Here is a 20,869-nt window from a genome sequence, read left to right on the forward strand (position 1 = left end):
AGGTTGAACCGGTTCTGATGGCAGGCAGATACCTTCACGTTCTTTTCCCGGGAACGACGGATGATCTCGTCCGCATCCTCAATGCTCATAGCCATCGGTTTCTCAATGATACAGTTAACTCCATGATCAATACAGAACAAAGCGATCTCTGCATGAAGTCCGCTCTCGGTAGCGATACCAACCAGTGTCGGTTTCACTTCCTCGATCATCTTCTTATAATCCGTGTAACGTGCAATGGAGCTGTCCTTCTCCAGACCATGCTTCGCCAGCAAGGTCTCAATATTTTCCGGATTCACATCGCAGGCCGCTGCAAACTCCAGATGATTATTCAATACTGCTTTAATGTGGTTGGTAGCAATACGGCCGCAGCCGATCAGTGCGTATTTCATACTTATTTTTCCTCTACTTCCTTCTTCAGGATCTCTTCCAGCCGATCTGTCAGATATCCAAAATCATATTCCTTTACAGTTTCTGTTGCATTGTGGCAATAGGTCTCATACTCAGTCGGATCCATCTGTGCAAATTTCAGTATCCCATCTGCCATAGCCTGCGGGCTTCCCTCTTCAATGGTCATACCACAATGATTGTCTACAAAAATATCATTTCTTGTCTGAATATTGGACAGAGTCGGGTGACCGGATGCCATATAATCAAACATTTTATTCATACTCATACCATACTCAGATACCCGGTCACTGGGGCCTGTGAGCATGTTTAAGTTTCCTCTGGATAAAATACCCGGAATGAACCGCTTATTTACGCGGCCTTTGAAATGCACATTGTCAATATGATGCTCTTCCTTGTATTTCTTCAGATCTTCTTCCTGATAACCTGCACCATAGAGGAAGAACTGGATCTCCTTGTGTTCTTTCAGAAGGATCGCTGCATCCAGAATATCCTGTACGGAGTTGGCCACTCCCATGGAACCGGTGTACATCACCTTGAAGGTATCCTTCCGGTCCAGATCCTCATCCGGCAGCCAGTCCTCTTTCTGCTGTCTGTGATAGATGCCAAGATCCACACCATTGTTGATGTAATAGATCTTATCAAGATCCACATCCTTCTCCCAGCCCATATCCTGGATATATTCTTTTCCACCGAACATGGTGAAGATCACTGCGTCTGCCTTCTTGTACAACCAATGCTCCAGGGCATACAATGCTCTGGTCACCAGCTGGCCTTCTTTCATGGCACCATACTCTACCAGCGTCAGCGGCCACAGGTCTGCGATCTCCAACACGCAGGGACAATGATATTTCTTTGCCAAAATAATGCCAGCCACGCAGGTCAGTGGGTGCACCGATGTTGCCATGATTACATCCGGCTTGTTGAACTTACCGGTCTGGGTAAACAGACGAATGGTATAATCAAAGAAATTCAGGATTCGTCCCAGACCATTTCCTTCATAATTTCTGGCTTTCAAAAATACATAGCGGATACCATCCACCCGTTTTGCTCTCATCTGTCTGCCATCTGTGATCAGGTTCTTGTCTGACAGATGAACCGAGCTTGCTGCAAAGATGGTCACCTTGTGTCCCTTCTGCTGCAGATGGTTAGCAAAATGGTAAGGTCTTGCCAGCGGATACAGACTGGTCGGCACCGCATAATGATTGAAAAACCAAATATTCATAAACTATATCTCCTTCTTGTTGCTTTATCGAAACGTACGATGGATCTCTTCCTGACGCATGGTACACCATACATGATAGATCAGCTTATTTTTCGAAAATTTCTTAATAATCCCACGGAATGGATACAGCACATTCACTGCAAGCTTCATCAATGGCCGGTATTGAATATGCAGTTTACAATATGCCTTGCGAAATCCAAAATTTTTCAGCAGATATTCCTGATAATTAGACTCATGGATCATGGTTCTCCAACCGCCGTGAATATACTTGATACCCGGTCTCATGTAGCGCTCCACACCAAAATAAGCAAGTGCAGCATTTACCTGCGTATTCAGATACTCTGGGTCAGTCTTCACAACCGAATATTCGATCCAGTCATCAAACAGATTGTAAATTGCATATCCAATCATCGTATCTGTATCCTTCAGAAACGCTCCCAGATACTCGGAATTACCCAGATTCTCACAGGTCAGCTTCTTAAACTCCTCGGTCTGCTCCTGACGATCATTTCCTTCTTCATAGGAATCATCATAATACTTCCATTCCTTAACCAAAATATTCGACATCTGCTCTGCGTAGTCTGCAGGAATGATCACCTTCACATCTACTCGTTTCAGTCCTCTGGTAATCAGACTTCTACGATTTGACTTCAATGACATGATATCAAATGGAGTATCTTTGATAATGCACCACCACTCGGTCTCCTCTGAGCAGTCGAAATCCGACACCCATCTGGCAAACAGCGGCATCTTTCCGCCTGCATATTCTTTCCACTTAGCTGAATCCTTCATCCACGAAGTATCCGGATCCATATGCGGCGGCAATGTCGGCACCAGCGCATGGTTATAATATTCCCACTCGTTGTTCATTCTCTATCCTCTTTAACTGTTCTTCTCACAGATTCTTCTGGCAATGCGCTGCTTTCGGTCATAGGTTTTCTGATCCACCTGACCGGTCCGCAGGAGATAATCCCCAAAATCCTCTGCGGTCGCCATGCCATCTGTGTTAATATCTTCTTTCTTCAGTACATTTCCAATGGTCTTGAAAATAATCTTCAGATCCCCCAAGAATGTAATGTGTTTTACATATTCCTGATCATATGCCAGCTTCTCTTCCCAGGAAATATTGTTCCGCCCGCTGACCTGAGCAAGCCCGGTCAACCCTTGCGTCACTTTGTGACGCCGTCTCTGCTCTTTAGTCATGAATACCATATCCCGCACCAGCTGCGGTCTCGGTCCTACAATACTCATATCACCCTTTAAGATGTTGAAAAGCTCCGGCAGTTCATCAAGACTGCTCTCCCGCAGAAACTTTCCAAACTCTGTCAGCCGCTGCTCATCTGGAAGCAAATTGCCCTTGGCATCTCGCTCGTCCGTCATGGTACGGAACTTATACATCTTAAAGATCTTCTCACCTTTACCAGGACGGAGCTGTGTAAACAGTACCGGACTTCCCAGCTTCTTTCTTACCTGCCAGGCAGTCACTGCCATGACCGGACTTAGTACAACCAGTGCCGTACCAGACAGCAGAATATCCAGTTTTCTCTTAATACTTCTGGCATAGATCCCTTGTCTCATTTACTTCCACAATCCTCTGATAATCGTACAGATGCGTTTCAAATCTTCATCTGTCATCTTGGTATCGCTTGGCAGGCAGACTCCATTCTCAAACAGGCTCTCGCCAACCTTTCCGTTGTCAATGTAATCGCAGTCCGCAAATACCGGCTGCATATGCATAGGCTTCCATACCGGGCGGCTCTCAATATCTCCCTGTTCCAGTGCGACCATCACATCCAGCGGACATACTTTGCAGTCAGGTGTCAGCTGGATCACAGACAACCAGCAGTTGGCTCTCTCATTCTCATGCAGTGGCATGAAGGATAATCCTTCCAGATCTCCCAGATGCTCCTGATAGTAAGCAAAGATATGACGCTTCTGCTCAATTCTCTGATCCAGAACCTTCATCTGTCCGCGGCCGATACCTGCCACAATATTGCTCATACGATAATTATATCCAATTTCCTTGTGTTCATAATGGCGGGCTTTCTCTCTTGCCTGTGTTGCCCAGAAGCGAACCTTAGCGATCCGTTCCTTCGCCTGCTCCTCCGGAAGATTACATACCAGCATGCCACCGCCGGAAGTGGTGATGATCTTATTTCCATTAAATGAAAATGCGCCATAATCTCCAAAGGTTCCTGTATACTGTCCATGATACAATGTTCCCAGACTCTCTGCCGCATCCTCGATTACCGGAACACCGTGTTTCTTGCAGATCTCCATGATCCGATCCATGTTTGCCGGAAGTCCATACAGATGTACCGGCATAACCGCCTTCACATCGGGATATTTCTCAAAGGCACGCTCCAGTGCTTCCGGAGACATGTTCCAGGTCTCATAATCACTGTCGATAAAGACCGGAATCGCTTTCTCATATGCAATGGGATTGGCAGTTGCTGAGAAAGTCAGATCCTGGCAGAATACAATATCTCCTGATTTGACTCCGGCTGCTTTCAGTGCCAGATGCAGAGCTGCAGAGCCTGAAGATAATGCCGCTGCATCCTTCGCTCCCACATATGCTGCCAGTTCTTTCTCAAATTCATTGACATTCTTGCCAAGTGGTGCGATCCAGTTGGTATCAAATGCCTCTTTTACATACTGCTGCTCATATCCTTCTTCGCTCATGTGCGGAGAAGCAAGATAAATATGTGCCATAGTTACGCCTCTTTTCTTAATGACTCAGTTTATTTCTAATTCTCATCTTTAACCGATAAAGATTCCACTTTTTATGTTTTGTTCCCGGCATTCCCACCATCTTTGCCATCTGCTCCATGGAAGGGAAGCGATGATTCTTTTCAAAATACTCATACAAAAGCACCATTCCATAGTTCTTTTCTGCCGGAAGATGCCAGATTCGAAGAGGATCATAATAATAATTGGTCGTCACCAGATAAAACTGATTGGTCCAGAACCGGTAAATATACGCATTGGCTGGATAGATCTTCTTATCCCAGAACTCTGCTATCGCAATGGAAAATGCTTCTTCATCCGCCCATGGATGAATTCCTTCCGTCTCGCGCGCTTTTATAATGACCTTGCTGCAGTCATCCAGGAGTTCTTTCATCACCGCTTTGCTGCCTGCCAGGAACTCGCCCCCATAATGAACCAGATTCTTCCGCTCTATCCCATACATCTTCTGATAATTTTGAAGCATCTGCTGACGGATCTTCTGCTCATATCCGTGATGAGTTGCATACAGGATCAGTCCTGTCTTCGCCTCTTCAAAGATCTCATCGAGGTTTTGCACACAGACTGTATCTGTATCCAACATCATCAAACAGTCCTCTTCCTGCATCAGACCAATGGCATGTTCCATGGAATCAAATTTATACTGAGTGATCGCCCATGGAAAATCCTCATTGCTCTTATATTTGCCATAAGGAACCTGATGGATCTCAACACCTGCAACTTCCGCCGTCTTCTGATATCTCTCCGGAATCTCAAAATTACAGTTCAGAATACACACTACATCAGGTGTGGTCTGCTTTGCAGATGCCAGTGATACCAGTGCATTCTCCAAATATACATTCATGGCAGAATCCACATTTTGTACAGATTTTTGCTGCATCTGCGGCAACGTATTCTTCTGAGGCTTTGCCACCTGTGTGATTACATAGTTCATAGCTTTCTGCTACCCTTTCATATGATAAGTTGGAACCACTTCCATCACTTTTTCCTTGATCTTCGGGCTGTCCATCCGAGACAGCTCATCCAGTTCTTCCAATTGATGGGTAAACAGTTCTTCATCAAAATCAATAGGTTTTCCAATGTGGATCAGTTCATTATCAGTGCTCTGTAATCCCTCCTCATCCATCAGAAGTTCCTCATAGAGCTTCTCTCCCGGTCGTAAACCGGTAAATACAATATCAATATCCTCGTAAGGTTTCAGACCCGACAGACGGATCAGATTCAATGCCAGATCCAGAATCTTCACCGGTTTTCCCATATCGAGGACGAAAATCTCACCACCTTTGGCTCTGGCTCCAGCCTGCAGTACCAGAGATACCGCCTCCGGAATGGTCATAAAGTAGCGGATAATATCCGGGTGCGTTACCGTCACTGGACCGCCCTCTTCAATCTGCTTTTTGAACAACGGAATGACACTTCCATTACTTCCCAGCACATTTCCAAAGCGGACTGCCACGAACTCGGTCTTTGACCGGTTATTCATCATCTGAATCACCATCTCGCAGAGACGCTTAGAAGCTCCCATGATATTAGTTGGATTCACTGCTTTATCGGTAGAAATCAATACAAAACGAGACACACCATACTTATCAGCTGCCTGGGCCGTCTTATAAGTACCCATCACGTTATTCTTGATAGCCTCATTGGGGCTGTCCTCCATCAGCGGCACATGCTTGTGGGCTGCCGCATGGTAGACGATCTGCGGATGATATTTTTCAAACACTCCATTGATTCGATGAGTATTTCTCACAGAACCAATCAGCACTACCAGATTCAGTTCCGGATAATCCCGCTTCAGCTCCTGTTGAATGTCATAGGCATTATTTTCATAAATATCAAAGATGACCAGCTGCCTGGGCTCATGTCTTGCGATCTGACGGCAAAGTTCACTTCCGATGGAACCTCCCCCACCGGTGACCAACACTACCTTTCCGGACACATACCCCATAATACTCTCCACCTGAGTATCAATGGGTTCTCTTCCCAGCAGATCCTCAATCTCCACATTGCGGAGCTTGGAGACACTGACCTCTCCGTTTACCAGCTGATAGATTCCTGGCAGTACCTTCAGCTTACAGCTTGTCTGACTGCAGATATCCAGCAGTTCCTGAATCTCAGCATGAGATGCCGATGGAATGGCGATCATGATCTCATCAACATGGTATTCCTCTACCAGACGACAGATATCCTTGCGGTTACCTGCTACCAGCACACCTCTCAGATACTTTCCAATCTTGCCCGGATCATCATCCACCAGACAGCATACATTCTGCTCTACGAACTTGCTGTTCTGCAGCTCCTTCAACAACGTATTTCCAGCCTCACCGGCACCCACAATCATGGTATTGGTCTTGCCTTCCTTGATCAGTCCCTGCTGCTTCTGTCGGAAATAAGCAAGGATCCGATAGGTAAATCGGAATACGGAAATTCCAGCCGCCAGCACTGCAAAGTACATAAAAGGATAACTTCTCGGAAACCGAAGGTCCATCAGCGTCATGCCTACCGTCTGAGTCACCGCGGATATCAGACATGCCACAATAATATTTACCAGATCCGATGCACTGGCATATTTCCAGATTCCCTGATACAACCGAAAAACGGCAAACACGATCACTGTAAGGATCAGATTCACCGGAAGATACTGGAAGATATTCTCAATAAACTCAATGGCCTGCGGATCAAAGAACAGATTGTACCGCACATAGATGGCCAGCGGACCCGCTGCGGTGATGATCAGCATATCCATCAACACCAGCAGTATGATCCTGAATATCAGTCTTTTATTCTTATATTTTAACATATTCGCTCCCAAAATCGGGCAAAGCGCATAATAGCCCATATTTTGTAATAGTTTATCACTTTTATAGAGATTTTACAAGTATGGTGTATCTCCTGTCAGTACGGACTCCCATTTTCTAAGAATATGCGCCAGATTAAATTCTTCTGCCCGCTCTGTGGCTGCAGTTCCCATTCGCTTGCGAAGCTCTTCATCTGTCATCAGACGTTCCAGCGCGTCCGCAAACTGACCCTTCCGGTAATTGTCGATAAGGATTCCGTCCTGTCCATCCCTGATGATCTCCGACGGACCATCTGTACGGAAAGAGACCACGGGGAGACCGCACTCCATAGCCTCTGTGATAACCAGTCCGAAGCCTTCCCAGCGAGATGTGGACACAAACACAGACGCTTCCCTGTAGAACGGAATCACTTCCTCCCGTTCTCCCAGCAGCTCCACCTGATCTTCCAGACCATGACGTCTGATATCTTCCTCAGTGTCTTTGTATCCGCTTCCATTTCCGATGATCCGAAGCTTCCAATCTCCATAACCTCTGTGATGAAACAGTTCCTCTGCAATGTCCAGAAGCATATCGGTTCCTTTTTGTTTTCTCTCCAGTCTGCCCACAAACAGCAGAATCTTATCTGTCAGTGTGGACTTCTGCTGACTGGAAAAACTCAGCGGATTATAAATATAGCCCGCATTGATCTTCATCTGCTCCTGATATTTCCCCGCATCATGCGCTGTCAGCGTGATCAACGCATCCAGCTTCCTCAATGCAATGGCTGATAACTTCCTCTGGATCAGAAATCCATGCACCGGCGTCTGAAAATAGATCTCATAGGAGTTATGATGCCATCCTATCAGCCGAACTCCCGGAAGTTTTTCTTTCATAAGCCCCACCAGTACCGCACTGGATACGGTAGATCCGATCACACAGTCATATTCTCCCTGCTTTACCAGATTGCAGACTCCATCAATCAGATATTCCGGGAAATAGGCATATTTTGCCAGCGATGCAGGCAATACCTTCTGTCTTCGCTTTGCCAGACCTCGGATTCCTCTTGCAATCCAGTTTTTATTATAATGATAGTCATTATAGTTTACGAGGCGGACTTTATCTGCCAGCGGATAAAATGACCGTTCTGTGTCATTATCGAGGGAGATCATGGTCACTTCATGATCCGCGCTCAGACCATTGGCGATCACCGCCATCACCCGCTGTACGCCTCCGCAGTCACCCATACTGGGGCCAATAAAACATATTTTCATCTTTTCTTACCAAACTTCTGCTTCATTTTCTGCAATCCCCATCGAAGAAGATCCCTGCCGTTGATGATCCCATATCCATACTCCAGATAGCGGATCTTTGATTTCTGCGCGGATTCTGCATTTCCCTCATGGACCGAAGTATCATACAGCGTAATATCCTGTCCCGGAATCTTCTCTAGGATATTCAGTTCCATCGGCTTCATGCACATGGAGTACTGACAGATAAGCTGATAAGGTTTTCTCACACAGGTCAGCAAATATCTCCGATAAGCTTCCGGCTGCTTTCTTCCCCACAGGTCACAGGTCAGTTCTTCCTCCGGTACACCAAGAACCTCTCCCAGTCCCACCGGTTCTCCGAAAATGTCATACTTCACCCCATCTTCGAACTCCGGCATCCGATAGTCTTTCTTTCCATAAAACAACACCGACTGGAATGCGGAAGAATTATGATTAAAATGCTCCCCTGCATCGCCAAAATTCGTTGTCAGGGAATCATAGCTGAACACATAATACTTATCCTGCTCTACCACATAAGTCTGATAAAATTTTGCCCATGAAGTATCCGGATAATTCAGCACGGTCAGCGGAACATTCACATTCCATGGCAAAGTCGGATGCTGGTCATACCACTTCTTAAAATCCGTCCACATTCTCCGGTTCCATACCTGTCCCCAGGAAGATGCAAATTGTTGAAAATACACATCGTAGCCTGTATGTCTTGGGAAAAACGGATAAGGACTCTCCAACAGTTCCCTCTTGGTATTCAAAGAAATACCTGCAATCTTCGGATGGTCACCATATTTTTCCAATGCCTTCACGGCATAATTATAATAATCCGGTGACACATAGAGGTCGTCCTCCAGGATCATCACCGCTCCATATTCTTCTGTCAGGTCACCACAGGATATGATATGTTTCCGAAGTCCCATCCGCTCCTTATGGCAGATCAGCCTCTTCTCCCCATGCTTCCACTGAAAGCTCTCCGCTTCTTTTCTGACACTGTCATCTCCGCTGTTGTCGATACTGATCACCAGCGGAATCTCTGTATAGTCATACTGCGCCCGATTCAGGGAATCCAGAATTCTCCTCATGGATTTCGGACGATTATACCCTACTACTACAAGGGCAATGCTTCCTCTCATAGATATTTCTCCTGTTTTTCTCGATTTCTGGTTTTTATTATAATGCCCGGACATAGAAAAAGCAAATATGGTCTTTTCCTTTCCCCTATTTTATCTTACAATAAGGATATTGAAAAGAAAAAGGAGTCTGTTCTATGTTAGTTGCTACCATCTCTGATCAGCTTGGCAATCAGATGTTCACATACGCTTCGGTAAAGACCATTGCAGAGAGCCGTGGTGAATCCTTCGGTTTTGTTCGCGCCCACAATACTCTGATCAACGATTCCGATCAACATTATGGAAATGAGATTCACACGATCTTTCCTAATATCAAAGAGGAATTTCTCTCCTCCATGCCGTCACAGATTTGTCACACCTGGGATGAGCCACCCCTTCATGTTCGTTCCACCAACTATCAAGAATCGGCACTGACCGTCCCGCCTGATACGCTGATGAATGGCCATTTTATCTCTTACCGCTACTTTCAAGATAATCTGGAAAATGTCCGTGAATGGTTTGCATTTCCCGCAGACATTGAGGATGACGTGCAGGCGCAGATAGCAGCCCTTCAGCAGAAATATCCGGAAAGACCGCTGATCGCCACACATTTTCGTGTAGGACCCGATTATCTTCGGCAGGGATTCCGTCTGGCCGATGACTACTGGTTCCACGCCGCAGAAGAAATCAAAAAGCAGGTAAAAGATCCTGTCTTTCTGCTCTTCTATGACAAGAAAGAAACTTCCGGCGGCATCGTCAATGAATTTCTGGAGAAATACGACTGCGAAATCTGCCGCGGATCACTGGTTCACGATCTGAATATGATGTCAAAATGTCACTGGCAGATTATCTGTAACAGTTCCTTCTCCATCATGTCAGCAGTACTAAATGCTGATCCCGATAAAGTGGTGTTACGCCCTTCTGTCTATCCAGTGGGGCTTGAATTCCAGAAAGAGGACTGCTTCTGCGATGACTGGATCAGTATTCCAGCCCGTCAGGATCCACACTCCCGAAGAAGCTGCCACATGATGCGTTTCAAAGGTCGTATTCTCAAACTGATTCGAAAAGTTAAATAGGAGTTACAGAAAACTATATGAATATTCTTTACTTAAACACAACCTTTCAATGCGGCGGTGCCGAAAAAGTAACCTCTCAGATCTTTCATGGCATGCGTGCCCGGGGACATGAAGTATACCAGATCGTCAGCTATGACACCCGACACTCCAGACTTCCTGAAGGCGTCCATGTTCTCTATGATTCGTTCTTCATGCGTATGTTCAACCGGCTGATTTCCGGAAACCGCAGCAATACCAGTCTACATATCAGCTACAGTAGACAATACATTCTGCATTTTCTGAAGAAGCACAAGATTGACCTGATCCATCTTCATAATCCACATGACAGTTTTCTGGGAATTGAGGATATCGCCGATCTGTCCCGGGTATGTCCTGTTATATGGACCCTTCATGACTTCTGGGCCATGACCGGTCACTGCACCTATCCCCACGGCTGTGATGACCGCTGGAAGATCGGCTGCAATACCTGTGAACACCTCGAAAATTATCCGGCAATCCGCAAGGATGTGGCCCATACTCTCTGGGAAGCCAAAAGGAAGGCCTTTACCGATGCCAACATTACCTTCACCGTTCCCTCTGACTGGATGCTTACGCAGTTCAACAATTCTTATCTTGCCGGTAAACCCTGCGAGCGCATCTACAACAGTCTGGACACAACCCTCTGGAAACCTCTTGATAAAGCTACCCTCCGCGCCAGACATAAGATTGATCCACAGACAAAGATCCTGGCCTTTATCGCAGCCGATCCCGGCAAAGAATTAAAGGGAATGGACTACCTGCTAAAAGCCTTATCCATGCTCCCCGATCCGGAATCCTATCTGCTGCTGATCGCCGGAAAAGATCATCCCGGACTGCATGCACTCAATACGAAGTTTCAGATTCATCACTGGGGGTATCTGAACTCTCAGGAACGGTTAAATGAGTTCTATTCCCTGGCAGACCTTCTGGTTAATCCTTCTGTCTATGAGACCTTTGGACTTACCAATGTGGAAGCTATGGCCTGCGGTACTCCAGTGGCTGCCTTTCCGGTCTGTACCATGCCGGAGCTCATAACAAAAGCCAGCGGATGGCTGGCTTCTGATGTATCTGCAGAAAGTCTGGCAGATGTGATTCAACTGGCTTTTTCTTCCCCACAGGAGCTACGTGATAGAGGAATCAGCAGCCGACACCTGGTAGCAACAACATTTGATGAGAGCAACATGCTCGATCAGTTTGAAGACCTCTATGAACGGGTCCTCTTATAAAAATCATTCATAAAGCAGTAAAGTCTGAGATTTACAAAACAGATCAGTACCCGGAAACGGTTCCAGTTGGTTGCTGCCTTTCCAAGTAGGAAATGCTTGTCCACCAGTTTCCGGTACTGCTTCTGATACATTCTGGCTGTCTGGATCATATTCAGGTAGCTGTTCAGGATCCCGTTTTTCATCCACTTTCGCAGTTCCGGTTCCTGCTGATCCGCCATCTGGTCCTGCGCTCTCAGTGTAGCAAACAGATCTCTCGCATTCTTTTCCTTATTCTTCTGCGTACTGATAGAATTTTCCCGCACCATGTAGTGATATAACTGATCCGGCAATTCTATGATTTTTCCACACTTCAGCAATGCACGAGGTGTGAATTCCACATCTTCGTGGAGAATTCCTTCTTTAAATATTAATTGATTTTCTTCCAGATAATCCTTTTTCCAGGCATAAAGCCAAGCTTCCATGTTGAGATTGTTGTCTCTGTATTTCTCCCGCATAAAATCCTTGCCACTGTCTGTCACTCTGGAGCCTTCTGTCGGAATACGTCTTAAAGGTAAGCGATTGCGCCCATCATCCTCTATTCCATCATAAAATACGGCATCAGCCTCTCCATATTTTTGCAAAGCATCCTCTATATGGTGCAAAGCCCCCGGTTCCAACGTATCATCTGAATCCACAAATACCAGATATTTCCCTTGTGCCTCCAGCATTCCCGCATTCCTCGCTGATGAAAGCCCTCCATTCGTCTTATGAATGGCTCGAATCTCCTCATCAGAATCCGCCAGACGATCACACAATTCCCCACATCGATCCGGGCTTCCATCATCCACAAGAATGATCTCCATGCTTCCAGCCTCCATACTCTGTGCAAGCAGGGAATTCACACATATTTCCAGATATTCTTCTACTTTGTAAACCGGTACAATCACCGAAAACTTTGGTCTCGTCATTCTTTTTTCTCCGCTCTCATTGATTGAACCAACATCTCAGGTATCATGGTCACTGCAAAAACTGTTACTGATAAATCCCTGAATGTGTACCAATAATGTATATAGGAATGATTTGCTGTGCCGCAATACCATACCATCGGAAGCAACGACAGCATGATCAACAGGGAAACTTTTTTATAATCAATTGTTTTCCGCAAAACTACTGTCACCACCAATGCTATCGCAACCACAACAAGCCCTGCTATTGTTATCATCTTTCCATAAGCATTATTCAGCACATCCATATTTCTACCAACTACATCAACTATGCTCAAATCCATATAATCTGTGCTTCCAGAAGTTCTTAACTTTACAGAACCCACTGCATCTGCAAACAGATTCTCACCTACTACCAGGGTTCCAAGCACCCATTTGCCAATCCACATTCCCACATAACCGCAGGCCCATGATATGCCATATATAATAACTTCCTTGATACAATCAAACCACTTCTTCGGACATAACACCACAAAGACAATCACAGGAATTCCTATTGTAACAACCGGATATGTAAGAAAATCCAAATAGCTGGTCATCATTCCTATCCCACAAAAATAGAATCCTAACCATCCTTTTTCTTCCAGCTTTTCATATTTCCACAGTAACCCAAGTTCTGCAAATGCAGCAATATAAAAGCAGGCAGAGAATTGCAAAGAAAAAGGAATTGATCCCGGAAAAAGCGTCAACAGCGTCAGAATTTCCGCATAAATCCCAAACCACATTTTTCTCTTTGCAAATGCAATTGCAAGCAAAAGTAATGTCAGGCCAAAAACCACACTGTTTAGCTTTCGTATCTGACTATAATTCAAGAAATACAATAACGGCTTCAAAAATATAAGATATCCATGCCAATATCTGGAATAACTTACTGTATATCCTTCTCCCTCATTCAGCAGATCACATTTCAGCCACTGCAAAGGTTCTTCTTCATCTGTATTTTCCCGTTCTGCCATCAGAGCCGCTTTGTAAAATGGTCTTTCCGACTGAAAACAGGCAGTTCCCAGCATAATTTCATCCGTATAATTATCCAGCGAACTTCCCTTATATTCTTCTATCAGATATGGATTTTCACCTTCGCTTTCCAGCAATGGAAGTGACTCTTTTATATGTGTGCGGATTCTTCCGGTCGGAACCAGATATGCCAGACTTAACAATAGCCATCCCACAAAAATTCCTGCTACTATAAATATTCCTGTCTTTTTCATCTACTTTTCCTTCGTAAGCAACATTTTTTCAGTCGTCTTTTCCAGGAACACAATTTTCTTGTTCTGCATTCCTTCCAGACAGTTTCCCATACAGGATCTTCTGTTATCTCAGGAATCACTTTTCGCAGCTGCTTCCAGGTCATAAACAATCGATCCCAGTATAGTCCATAATAGATATCTGCATTTTCTTTTGTCCATATATCTGACTTCTTAAGAAATTCTTTCAGATAACTAAAACTATCCTTCTGAATCTGAAACAGATCCCGTCTCACAGAATTACTGAGGCTTCCTTCCCTCCCAGGTCTGTAATAGTACAACGTAGCGTGGATAATAAAATACGATTGTCTGGAAGCCTGCATATAATTCAGATTAAAGATCAGATCTTCTCCCAGATTTTTATTCTCGGGAAAATGAATCTGATGTTCTTTTATAATCCGAGTCTCATAGATCTTATTATATGGAGGATTCACATAATCTCTGATGAACAGTTCCATGAATGATCTTCTGTCCAGCTGTTCTGTAGACACGTTCAATTCCTGTTTTGTCTTTTCCATATCCGATATGTGATCACACAGAACAAGCTGCTTTCCATCTACATAACGAAGATAAGTTTCCACCATCTGCTCATGCAACACGTCATCTGAATCCGCAAAAATAATATACGTTCCTGTGGCCATGTCTATTCCTGTATTTCTCGCCGCCGAAACTCCCGCGTTTTCTTTATGGATCACCTGAATTCTTGAATCTCGCCCAGCATATTCATCACAGATCTGCCCACATTGATCAGGTGACCCATCATCGATCAGAATAATCTCCAGATTCTCATACGTCTGATGAATCACTGAATCCAGACATTCTCGAATATATGCTTCCACCTTATATACCGGAATAATGACACTAACCTTTTCGTTTTCCAATAAATTCTTTTCCAATGCTCAGCATCTCCATCATAATCTCATTTTTTGTTAAAATCATCAGCACTCCATAGATTCCAAAATCCAGGCATGCTGCCGTTATGAATAGCAGAATTCCATTCGTTACAATTCCGCTCTTTATCCAGAACATGGCTGCAAACATACCTGCCACCGAAGCAATCAGGATCATTATTCCAGAACGTGCAAACTGCCCCAAATGAATCCGTATCTTGGTTCGATTGAAAATGTAGATTGTTACAATACTAGTCAGTGTATTGGCAATCGCTGTCGCCAGTACCACACCTTTCAAGCCCAGGAAGTGTGCCAATGCAATGGACAATACAATATTAAGACTAACTGTTCCCAGTCCCACTTTCATGGGAAGCATGGTGTCATTCAGCGAATAACATGCACGGAATAGCAATGCATTCAGACAATATGCCAGAAAACACAGTCCATAATACCGCAGTCCTTCTGAAGTCATCACTACTGCCTGTGCATCAAATGCACCGCGACCATAGGTGATCTCCACCACAAGATTCGCTGCAATCATCACAAACAGAGACAATGGAATACAGCAAAACAGACTGATATGGATCCCTTTCTCCAGTTTTGCTCCTCCTTCTTCTTTCCTGCCAGCCGCAAATGACTCTGCCAGTTCCGTGTAGATGATCGTTGTCATCGGAATACTGATCAAATTCGAAGCAAACTGATACAGAACGGCCGCATAAGATACGGCTGTTACGGATCCGGTCTCCATACCTGACAACAGACTCTTGTCCACCAGCTGATTCAACTCACAGATCGCATTTCCAAAGAAAATCGGAGCTGCCTGCAGACAGAGTCTCCAGATTCTGGAATCCCGCAGGCCATAACGCATAGTCAGTCGGCCATAATCTCGGCTCTTAATCTGCAGAAACAGATACTGTGCAATATAGGAAAATGGTACTGCCATAGCCATAGCACTTAATCCGAACCGATGTCCCATTATCAGAACTGCCCCTGTCAGAATCAGGTTATTCATCATAGCCGTAAAAGACGAAAATCCATACTGCTTCTCCGCATTCAGCAAGCTTTGCAATAGTTGATTAGACATATAGAAACACATACCCCAGATCAGGATTCGGAAATAATGTACCGACATCGCCACCTGCTCCGCCGTATAAGACGGCAGCATCAATTTCAGCAGTACTGGTGCCACAACATACAGAATTCCAGACAGCACAAGCGCCAGCAGAAAAATATCAGTAATCGTTCTGCTGGTAAACTTGTGTGCATCTTCCTTGTTTTTTTCTTTAATCGTAATATAAATGGGTAAAAATGAAACTGCCACTGCCTCTGATATGGGGAGTAATGCATTCTGCATCAAGCCCTCTGCCACATAATATGCGTCTGTCTGTATGGTAGCTCCAAATACAGAGGCAATGGTCATGGACTTGATGAACCCAAGGCCTTTATTGACCAGCGATAATACGAACAACAGGAGTGCTGAACTTAAGATCGCCTTTTTCTTGTTGTCTGACATATAATCATCGTTCCTTTATGGTTTTTCTGTTTATCATACCATATTTTCAGTGATCAGACTAGGGTATAATGGTCTCATAAATTAAGACACTTTTTCGGACAGTTTTTAATGAATCTGATACACTAAAATCAGTAACAAAGAAAGGATTCATAAAAATGTCCAGACAAAGAAGAAATTTCAGTGCCAAATTTAAATCAGACCTTGTAATCGAACTACTTAAGTGTGAGAAAGATCTCAATACCCTTGCTGTTGAAAATAATATCCAGCCGAATCTGCTCCGCAACTGAAAAAAAGAATTCCTCGACAATGCTTCTGCTGTATTTGATGACAAGCGTGAGGATAACCTCAAAGAAGAGCTTGCTGAAGAACGCAAGGAAAAGGCGGAGTATGCCAAAAAGGTTGGTCAGTTAACCATGCAGGTTGACTGGCTCAAAAAAAATCTGAAGAAATTTGTGGACCAGACTACAAGAGTAAGTTTAGTCCAAAACCTTTTAACGACTAAAGAAATCCCGGCTTCTGTCGGCGCAAAACTGCTTGATATCAATCGTACAAGTATTTATTACAAAGACACACCTACATCCAATGAAGAACTGGCTTGTAAAGAGATTATCGATCATCTCCATACAGATAACCCATCCTGGGGTGCAAGACAAATGTCCGCCCAGCTGAAGGCTAGAGGATATCATGTGGGACGTCGAAAAACACGACGTTACATGAATGAAATGGATATTTATCCAATCTATCCTAAGATGAACCTTTCCAAGCGTATGCAACAGTCCAAGGTATGTCCTTATCTGCTCCGTAATGCTATCATAGATAAGCCAAATCAGGCATGGTCTATTGACATTACATATATTCCAATCAAGCGAGGTTTTCTATATTTGACAGCCGTTATTGATTGGCACAGTCGTTGCATCGTTGGCTGGGAAGTAGATGATACGCTTGATACCAGAATGGTCATTAATGCTTTGAAAAAGGCATTTTCAGTAAGAAACTCTTGTGGACAGAATACATGGAGGATTGTCATGCAAATGGCGAAAAACCACTTATGTATTCCCAGTTCTGCTATCACATCCAGCAGGATGAGCAGAAACGACGTGCTACCATGCATATCAACCGGAAACCTGGTGAGCAGGTTGAGGTCGATTGGGCAGGAGATCCTGCAACAATCATTGATCCGGATACCGGTGAGATCGCCAAAGCCTATATATTTGTCGGCGTGATGACTTATAGTCAGTACGCATATGTGGAAGCATTTCTGGATATGAAGCAGAAATCATGGATTAATGCCCATGTTCATATGTACGAATATTTTGGTGGTGTTGCCAGAATTCTCGTACTGGATAACTGTAAAACAGCAGTTGTCCACAATGGTGGCTTTAAAGACCAGAAGGTCAATGAAACTTATCAGGAAATGGCCGAATACTACGACACCGCTATTATCCCGGCGCGTGTCAGGGCTCCAAAAGATAAGCCGAATGCTGAGGGGACAGTAGGAAATATTTCTACTTGGATCACAGCAGCTCTTCGGAATGAACAGTTCTTCTCCCTTGCCGAATTGAATCTGGCAATCAGAGATAAGCTGGAACTGTTCAACCAAAGGCTCTTTCAGAAGAAAGAGGGTAGTCGGCGAAGCTTATTTCTTGGGGAAGAAAAACCATTGCTGGCACCATTACCTGCTACCCGTTTTGAACTGAGTGACTGGAAAGCAGCCACTGTCCAGTTCAATTATCACATATCTGTGGACGGAATGCTATACTCCGTTCCGTACGAATACATTAATAAGAAAGTTGATATAAGGGTAACAGACACCACGATTGAAATTTTCTACAACCATAACCGCATTGCTTCCCATCGTCGTCTAAAAGGACGCCCTGGGCAGTACAGCACCATTACTGAACATATGCCGGCAGACCACCAGAAGTATCTGGAATGGAACGGTGACCGCTTCCGTAAATGGGCTGGGCGGATTGGCATAAATACGTACACTGCAGTCAATGCAATATTAACCTCCAAAAGTGTGGAACAACAAACCTACCGAAGCTGTATGGGGCTTCTTAAGCTTGCTGAGAAGTACTCAGATGCGTTACTGGAAGCTGCCTGTAAAAAGGCATTATCCTATACAGCATCACCCAGTTACAAGAGTATTAAAAACCTACTTGTAACCGGTTCAGAAAAACTGGCATCGGAAGCAATCGATACCAAGACCACACATAAAGCACATGGCATCACACGAGGTGCCAATTACTATCGGAGGTAAACACATATGACCAATCAGAGTACAATGGATAAGTTAATAGAAATGCGCCTTACCACAATGGCAGATGCATTCCGCAACCAACTCAATGACCCAAAATTCAAGGAGGTTCCCTTTGAGGATCAATTCGGTATGCTGGTGGATATCGAATACAGCAGTCGCAAAAACAACCGTCTCAAAAGACTGATCAAGAATGCCGGTTTCGATCAGCCGGAAGCGAATATCATGGATATCAACTATACTTCCGGACGCAAGCTAAACATGGAAGCCTGTAAGCAGTATTACAATACCAAATATATCCGTCTGCCTGATCTGCTTATTGATCTGGAGGTGGCACGGACAGATGGCAACTACAAAAAGGTGATGGCTAAGTATGCCAATCCCGTTGTCCTGATTTTGGACGAATGGCTTCTATTGAAACCAACGGAATCTGAACAAAGAGATATCTTCGAACTACTCCATCGGAGACGCAAGAAATCTTCAACGATTTTTTGCTCCCAGTATGAGTTTGAGGAATGGTACGACCAACTGGGTGGTGATGATAGTCCTCTGGCAGATGCAATCATTGACCGCATTGCTCATGACAGTTATCGTATCAACATTACAAGCATTGGTGCCGAACATGATATCTCGATGCGAGAGGTTTATGGCTTGGACAAAACATTACGCGAGTAAACTCGCATAAGCGGTTCCCGCTAGCCCGGACAGACGGTTTCCCGTCTGCCGGACTTGCGGTGTTACCGCACAAGAATATTCACCTTCTAACCATGTTTGTAATGTCTTCAAAGCTCTGTATAGTGTAAGCGCTTAAATGGTTACCATATTTAATGTCTTACCAAATCGACGTGGCCGAGTAATCCATGTCTATTTTGCACTGCTCTTCAGAAATTCTTTTATCAGCCCCGATTTATCAATATAATAATCCCCATTCATTTTTTTGCCATTCTCAACTAATATAATCCGCATTTACATATTTGGTTGCTCTGGCACGTCCCAGCTTTATTATCGATCCTGTTTTTACCATTTTTCCAAGAACAGCCTCCACTGTCGTTGGACTTACATCAGGAAGTATATCACAGATCTCTGATTTGGATACTGGCAATACGCTGTTCAAAACGGTCTGCTCGATCCTTTCTGTCTTACTCAGTCTCTTACCATTCACCGTAGAGAACCGTTTATCAAGTTCTTTATAGCAATGATATAAAACAGACAAAAAATTCTTGATAAATTCAAAATATGAGTTCTCATTTGTGTGCCATCCTATAGACGATTCCTGAAGGGCAGAATAATAATATTCTTTGTCTTCGTTTATCTGTTCTTCTAATGACACATATTTCCCAACATCATATCCACTTTTGTATAAAAGAAAAATGGATAAAAGCCTCGATACTCTTCCATTTCCATCAGAAAACGGATGAATACATAAAAAATCAAGCACCACACATGGAATAAGTAATAACTGATTGATCCTTGGATTATCCCTCGCTTCCATGTACGCCAATATCATCTGCTCCATCGCTTCTTTTGTATCTGCTGCCGGAACCGGAGCAAAACGAATTCTTCGTCTCCTATTCTCATCAATCTCCATAATCAAGTTATCTTCTGACTTATACTTTCCTGACAATTCGTATCCGGCAATTTCTGTCATAACTTTATGAATATGCAGAATCATATTTTCACTCATGGACATCTGTTTATTTGCAGAATGAATTTCATCCAGTGCATCCCTGTATCCTGCAATCTCTCGTTCACTATGGTTTAAAGGCGCACTGTTTTTATTGACAATTTCTTTGATTCTGACATCCGTTGTAATAATTCCTTCTATTGCATTGGAACTTTTTACAGACTGTACCCTGGCTATTTTTTCTAATTCTGTATATACACTTCGGTTTTTTTCTTTTCTCTCGCCTGATATCGCATTAAAGGCAGAAATGGTAGATGTTAAATTTACAATTTCTGCTGGGAGCAGACCCTTGTCCAAAAATGAATAATCAAATATATGCATAGCAAGCCTCCTTATCTGCATATATTCTATCATATTATATGCAGATATCCAATTAGAATCTACATATAATATCATGATGTACCATCTTGTCGTCCTCCCTTTTATTTTCTTCCAAC

General features: G+C 44.0%; 17 protein-coding genes and 2 pseudogenes. 5 read left to right on the top strand and 14 right to left on the bottom strand.

What is annotated here, in order from left to right; translation table 11 throughout:
- The 9 genes from WMO62_RS07965 to WMO62_RS08005 form a co-directional block, all read right to left on the bottom strand.
- Nucleotides 1–389: Gfo/Idh/MocA family protein (locus WMO62_RS07965; RefSeq protein ID WP_349144340.1), on the bottom strand; the 389-nt coding region annotated here is incomplete at its 3' end.
- A gap of 2 nt (nucleotides 390–391) precedes the next feature.
- Nucleotides 392–1,630 carry a glycosyltransferase family 4 protein gene (locus WMO62_RS07970; RefSeq protein WP_349144341.1) on the bottom strand — a complete coding sequence of 413 codons (1,239 nt, stop codon included), beginning with the start codon at nucleotides 1,628–1,630 and terminating at the stop codon, nucleotides 392–394.
- A 24-nt stretch (nucleotides 1,631–1,654) separates the two neighbouring features.
- On the bottom strand, nucleotides 1,655–2,500 hold the full coding sequence (locus WMO62_RS07975) for a hypothetical protein (protein WP_349144342.1): 846 nt from the start codon (nucleotides 2,498–2,500) through the stop codon (nucleotides 1,655–1,657).
- A 12-nt stretch (nucleotides 2,501–2,512) separates the two neighbouring features.
- Nucleotides 2,513–3,208: a sugar transferase gene (locus WMO62_RS07980; RefSeq protein ID WP_118596677.1), complete on the bottom strand. Its 696-nt coding sequence runs from the start codon at nucleotides 3,206–3,208 to the stop codon at nucleotides 2,513–2,515.
- Nucleotides 3,209–4,342, bottom strand: coding sequence for a DegT/DnrJ/EryC1/StrS family aminotransferase (locus WMO62_RS07985; protein WP_349144343.1), 1,134 nt, complete (start codon nucleotides 4,340–4,342; stop codon nucleotides 3,209–3,211).
- 16 nt (nucleotides 4,343–4,358) lie between these two features.
- Nucleotides 4,359–5,309 carry a hypothetical protein gene (locus tag WMO62_RS07990; protein WP_349144344.1) on the bottom strand — a complete coding sequence of 317 codons (951 nt, stop codon included), beginning with the start codon at nucleotides 5,307–5,309 and terminating at the stop codon, nucleotides 4,359–4,361.
- Nucleotides 5,310–5,318: 9 nt separating this feature from the next.
- Nucleotides 5,319–7,175 (bottom strand): polysaccharide biosynthesis protein, encoded by a 1,857-nt coding sequence (locus WMO62_RS07995; protein WP_349144345.1) that lies wholly within the window; start codon nucleotides 7,173–7,175, stop codon nucleotides 5,319–5,321.
- 72 nt (nucleotides 7,176–7,247) lie between these two features.
- Entirely contained in the window at nucleotides 7,248–8,423 is a 1,176-nt protein-coding gene (locus WMO62_RS08000; RefSeq protein ID WP_349144346.1) for a glycosyltransferase family 4 protein, read from the bottom strand.
- Nucleotides 8,420–9,565, bottom strand: coding sequence for a glycosyltransferase family A protein (locus tag WMO62_RS08005; RefSeq protein ID WP_349144347.1), 1,146 nt, complete (start codon nucleotides 9,563–9,565; stop codon nucleotides 8,420–8,422). Before WMO62_RS08005 ends, WMO62_RS08000 begins: the two co-directional genes overlap by 4 nt.
- Before the next feature lie 134 nt (nucleotides 9,566–9,699).
- On the opposite strand from WMO62_RS08005, the gene WMO62_RS08010 reads away from it, so the two are divergent.
- Nucleotides 9,700–10,617, top strand: coding sequence for an alpha-1,2-fucosyltransferase (locus WMO62_RS08010; protein ID WP_349144348.1), 918 nt, complete (start codon nucleotides 9,700–9,702; stop codon nucleotides 10,615–10,617).
- 17 nt (nucleotides 10,618–10,634) lie between these two features.
- A complete protein-coding gene (locus WMO62_RS08015; RefSeq protein WP_349144349.1) occupies nucleotides 10,635–11,861 on the top strand; it encodes a glycosyltransferase in 1,227 nt (408 codons plus the stop codon).
- On the opposite strand, the gene WMO62_RS08020 is transcribed toward WMO62_RS08015, so the two are convergent.
- From WMO62_RS08020 to murJ, 4 genes are read right to left on the bottom strand one after another with little or no spacing between them, the layout of a single operon-like run.
- Nucleotides 11,840–12,808 carry a glycosyltransferase family 2 protein gene (locus WMO62_RS08020; protein WP_349144350.1) on the bottom strand — a complete coding sequence of 323 codons (969 nt, stop codon included), beginning with the start codon at nucleotides 12,806–12,808 and terminating at the stop codon, nucleotides 11,840–11,842. The two genes, WMO62_RS08015 and WMO62_RS08020, sit on opposite strands and share 22 nt — an antisense overlap.
- Nucleotides 12,805–14,052, bottom strand: a complete 1,248-nt coding sequence (locus WMO62_RS08025; protein ID WP_349144351.1) for a hypothetical protein — start codon at nucleotides 14,050–14,052, stop codon at nucleotides 12,805–12,807. Before WMO62_RS08025 ends, WMO62_RS08020 begins: the two co-directional genes overlap by 4 nt.
- On the bottom strand, nucleotides 14,049–14,984 hold the full coding sequence (locus tag WMO62_RS08030; RefSeq protein WP_349144352.1) for a glycosyltransferase family 2 protein: 936 nt from the start codon (nucleotides 14,982–14,984) through the stop codon (nucleotides 14,049–14,051). The genes WMO62_RS08025 and WMO62_RS08030 overlap by 4 nt, the downstream gene beginning before the upstream one ends.
- Nucleotides 14,950–16,491, bottom strand: a complete 1,542-nt coding sequence (gene murJ / locus WMO62_RS08035; protein ID WP_349144353.1) for a murein biosynthesis integral membrane protein MurJ — start codon at nucleotides 16,489–16,491, stop codon at nucleotides 14,950–14,952. Before murJ ends, WMO62_RS08030 begins: the two co-directional genes overlap by 35 nt.
- 413 nt (nucleotides 16,492–16,904) lie before the next feature.
- Between murJ and WMO62_RS08040 the strand changes: the two are divergent.
- The 3 genes and pseudogenes from WMO62_RS08040 to WMO62_RS08050 form a co-directional block, all read left to right on the top strand.
- Nucleotides 16,905–17,432, top strand: a pseudogene (locus WMO62_RS08040) (IS3 family transposase); the annotation flags it as partial.
- 44 nt (nucleotides 17,433–17,476) lie between these two features.
- Nucleotides 17,477–18,751: pseudogene (gene istA, locus WMO62_RS08045) on the top strand (IS21 family transposase); the annotation flags it as partial.
- Nucleotides 18,752–18,757: 6 nt separating this feature from the next.
- Entirely contained in the window at nucleotides 18,758–19,423 is a 666-nt protein-coding gene (locus tag WMO62_RS08050) for an ATP-binding protein (protein ID WP_349144354.1), read from the top strand.
- Nucleotides 19,424–19,694: 271 nt separating this feature from the next.
- On the opposite strand, the gene WMO62_RS08055 is transcribed toward WMO62_RS08050, so the two are convergent.
- Complete coding sequence (locus WMO62_RS08055) at nucleotides 19,695–20,828, bottom strand: Fic family protein (protein WP_349144355.1); 1,134 nt, start codon at nucleotides 20,826–20,828, stop codon at nucleotides 19,695–19,697.
- Nucleotides 20,829–20,869: the final 41 nt, after the last annotated feature.

The sequence above is a fragment of the Hominiventricola aquisgranensis genome (assembly GCF_040096225.1).
Taxonomy (GTDB): domain Bacteria; phylum Bacillota; class Clostridia; order Lachnospirales; family Lachnospiraceae; genus Hominiventricola; species Hominiventricola aquisgranensis.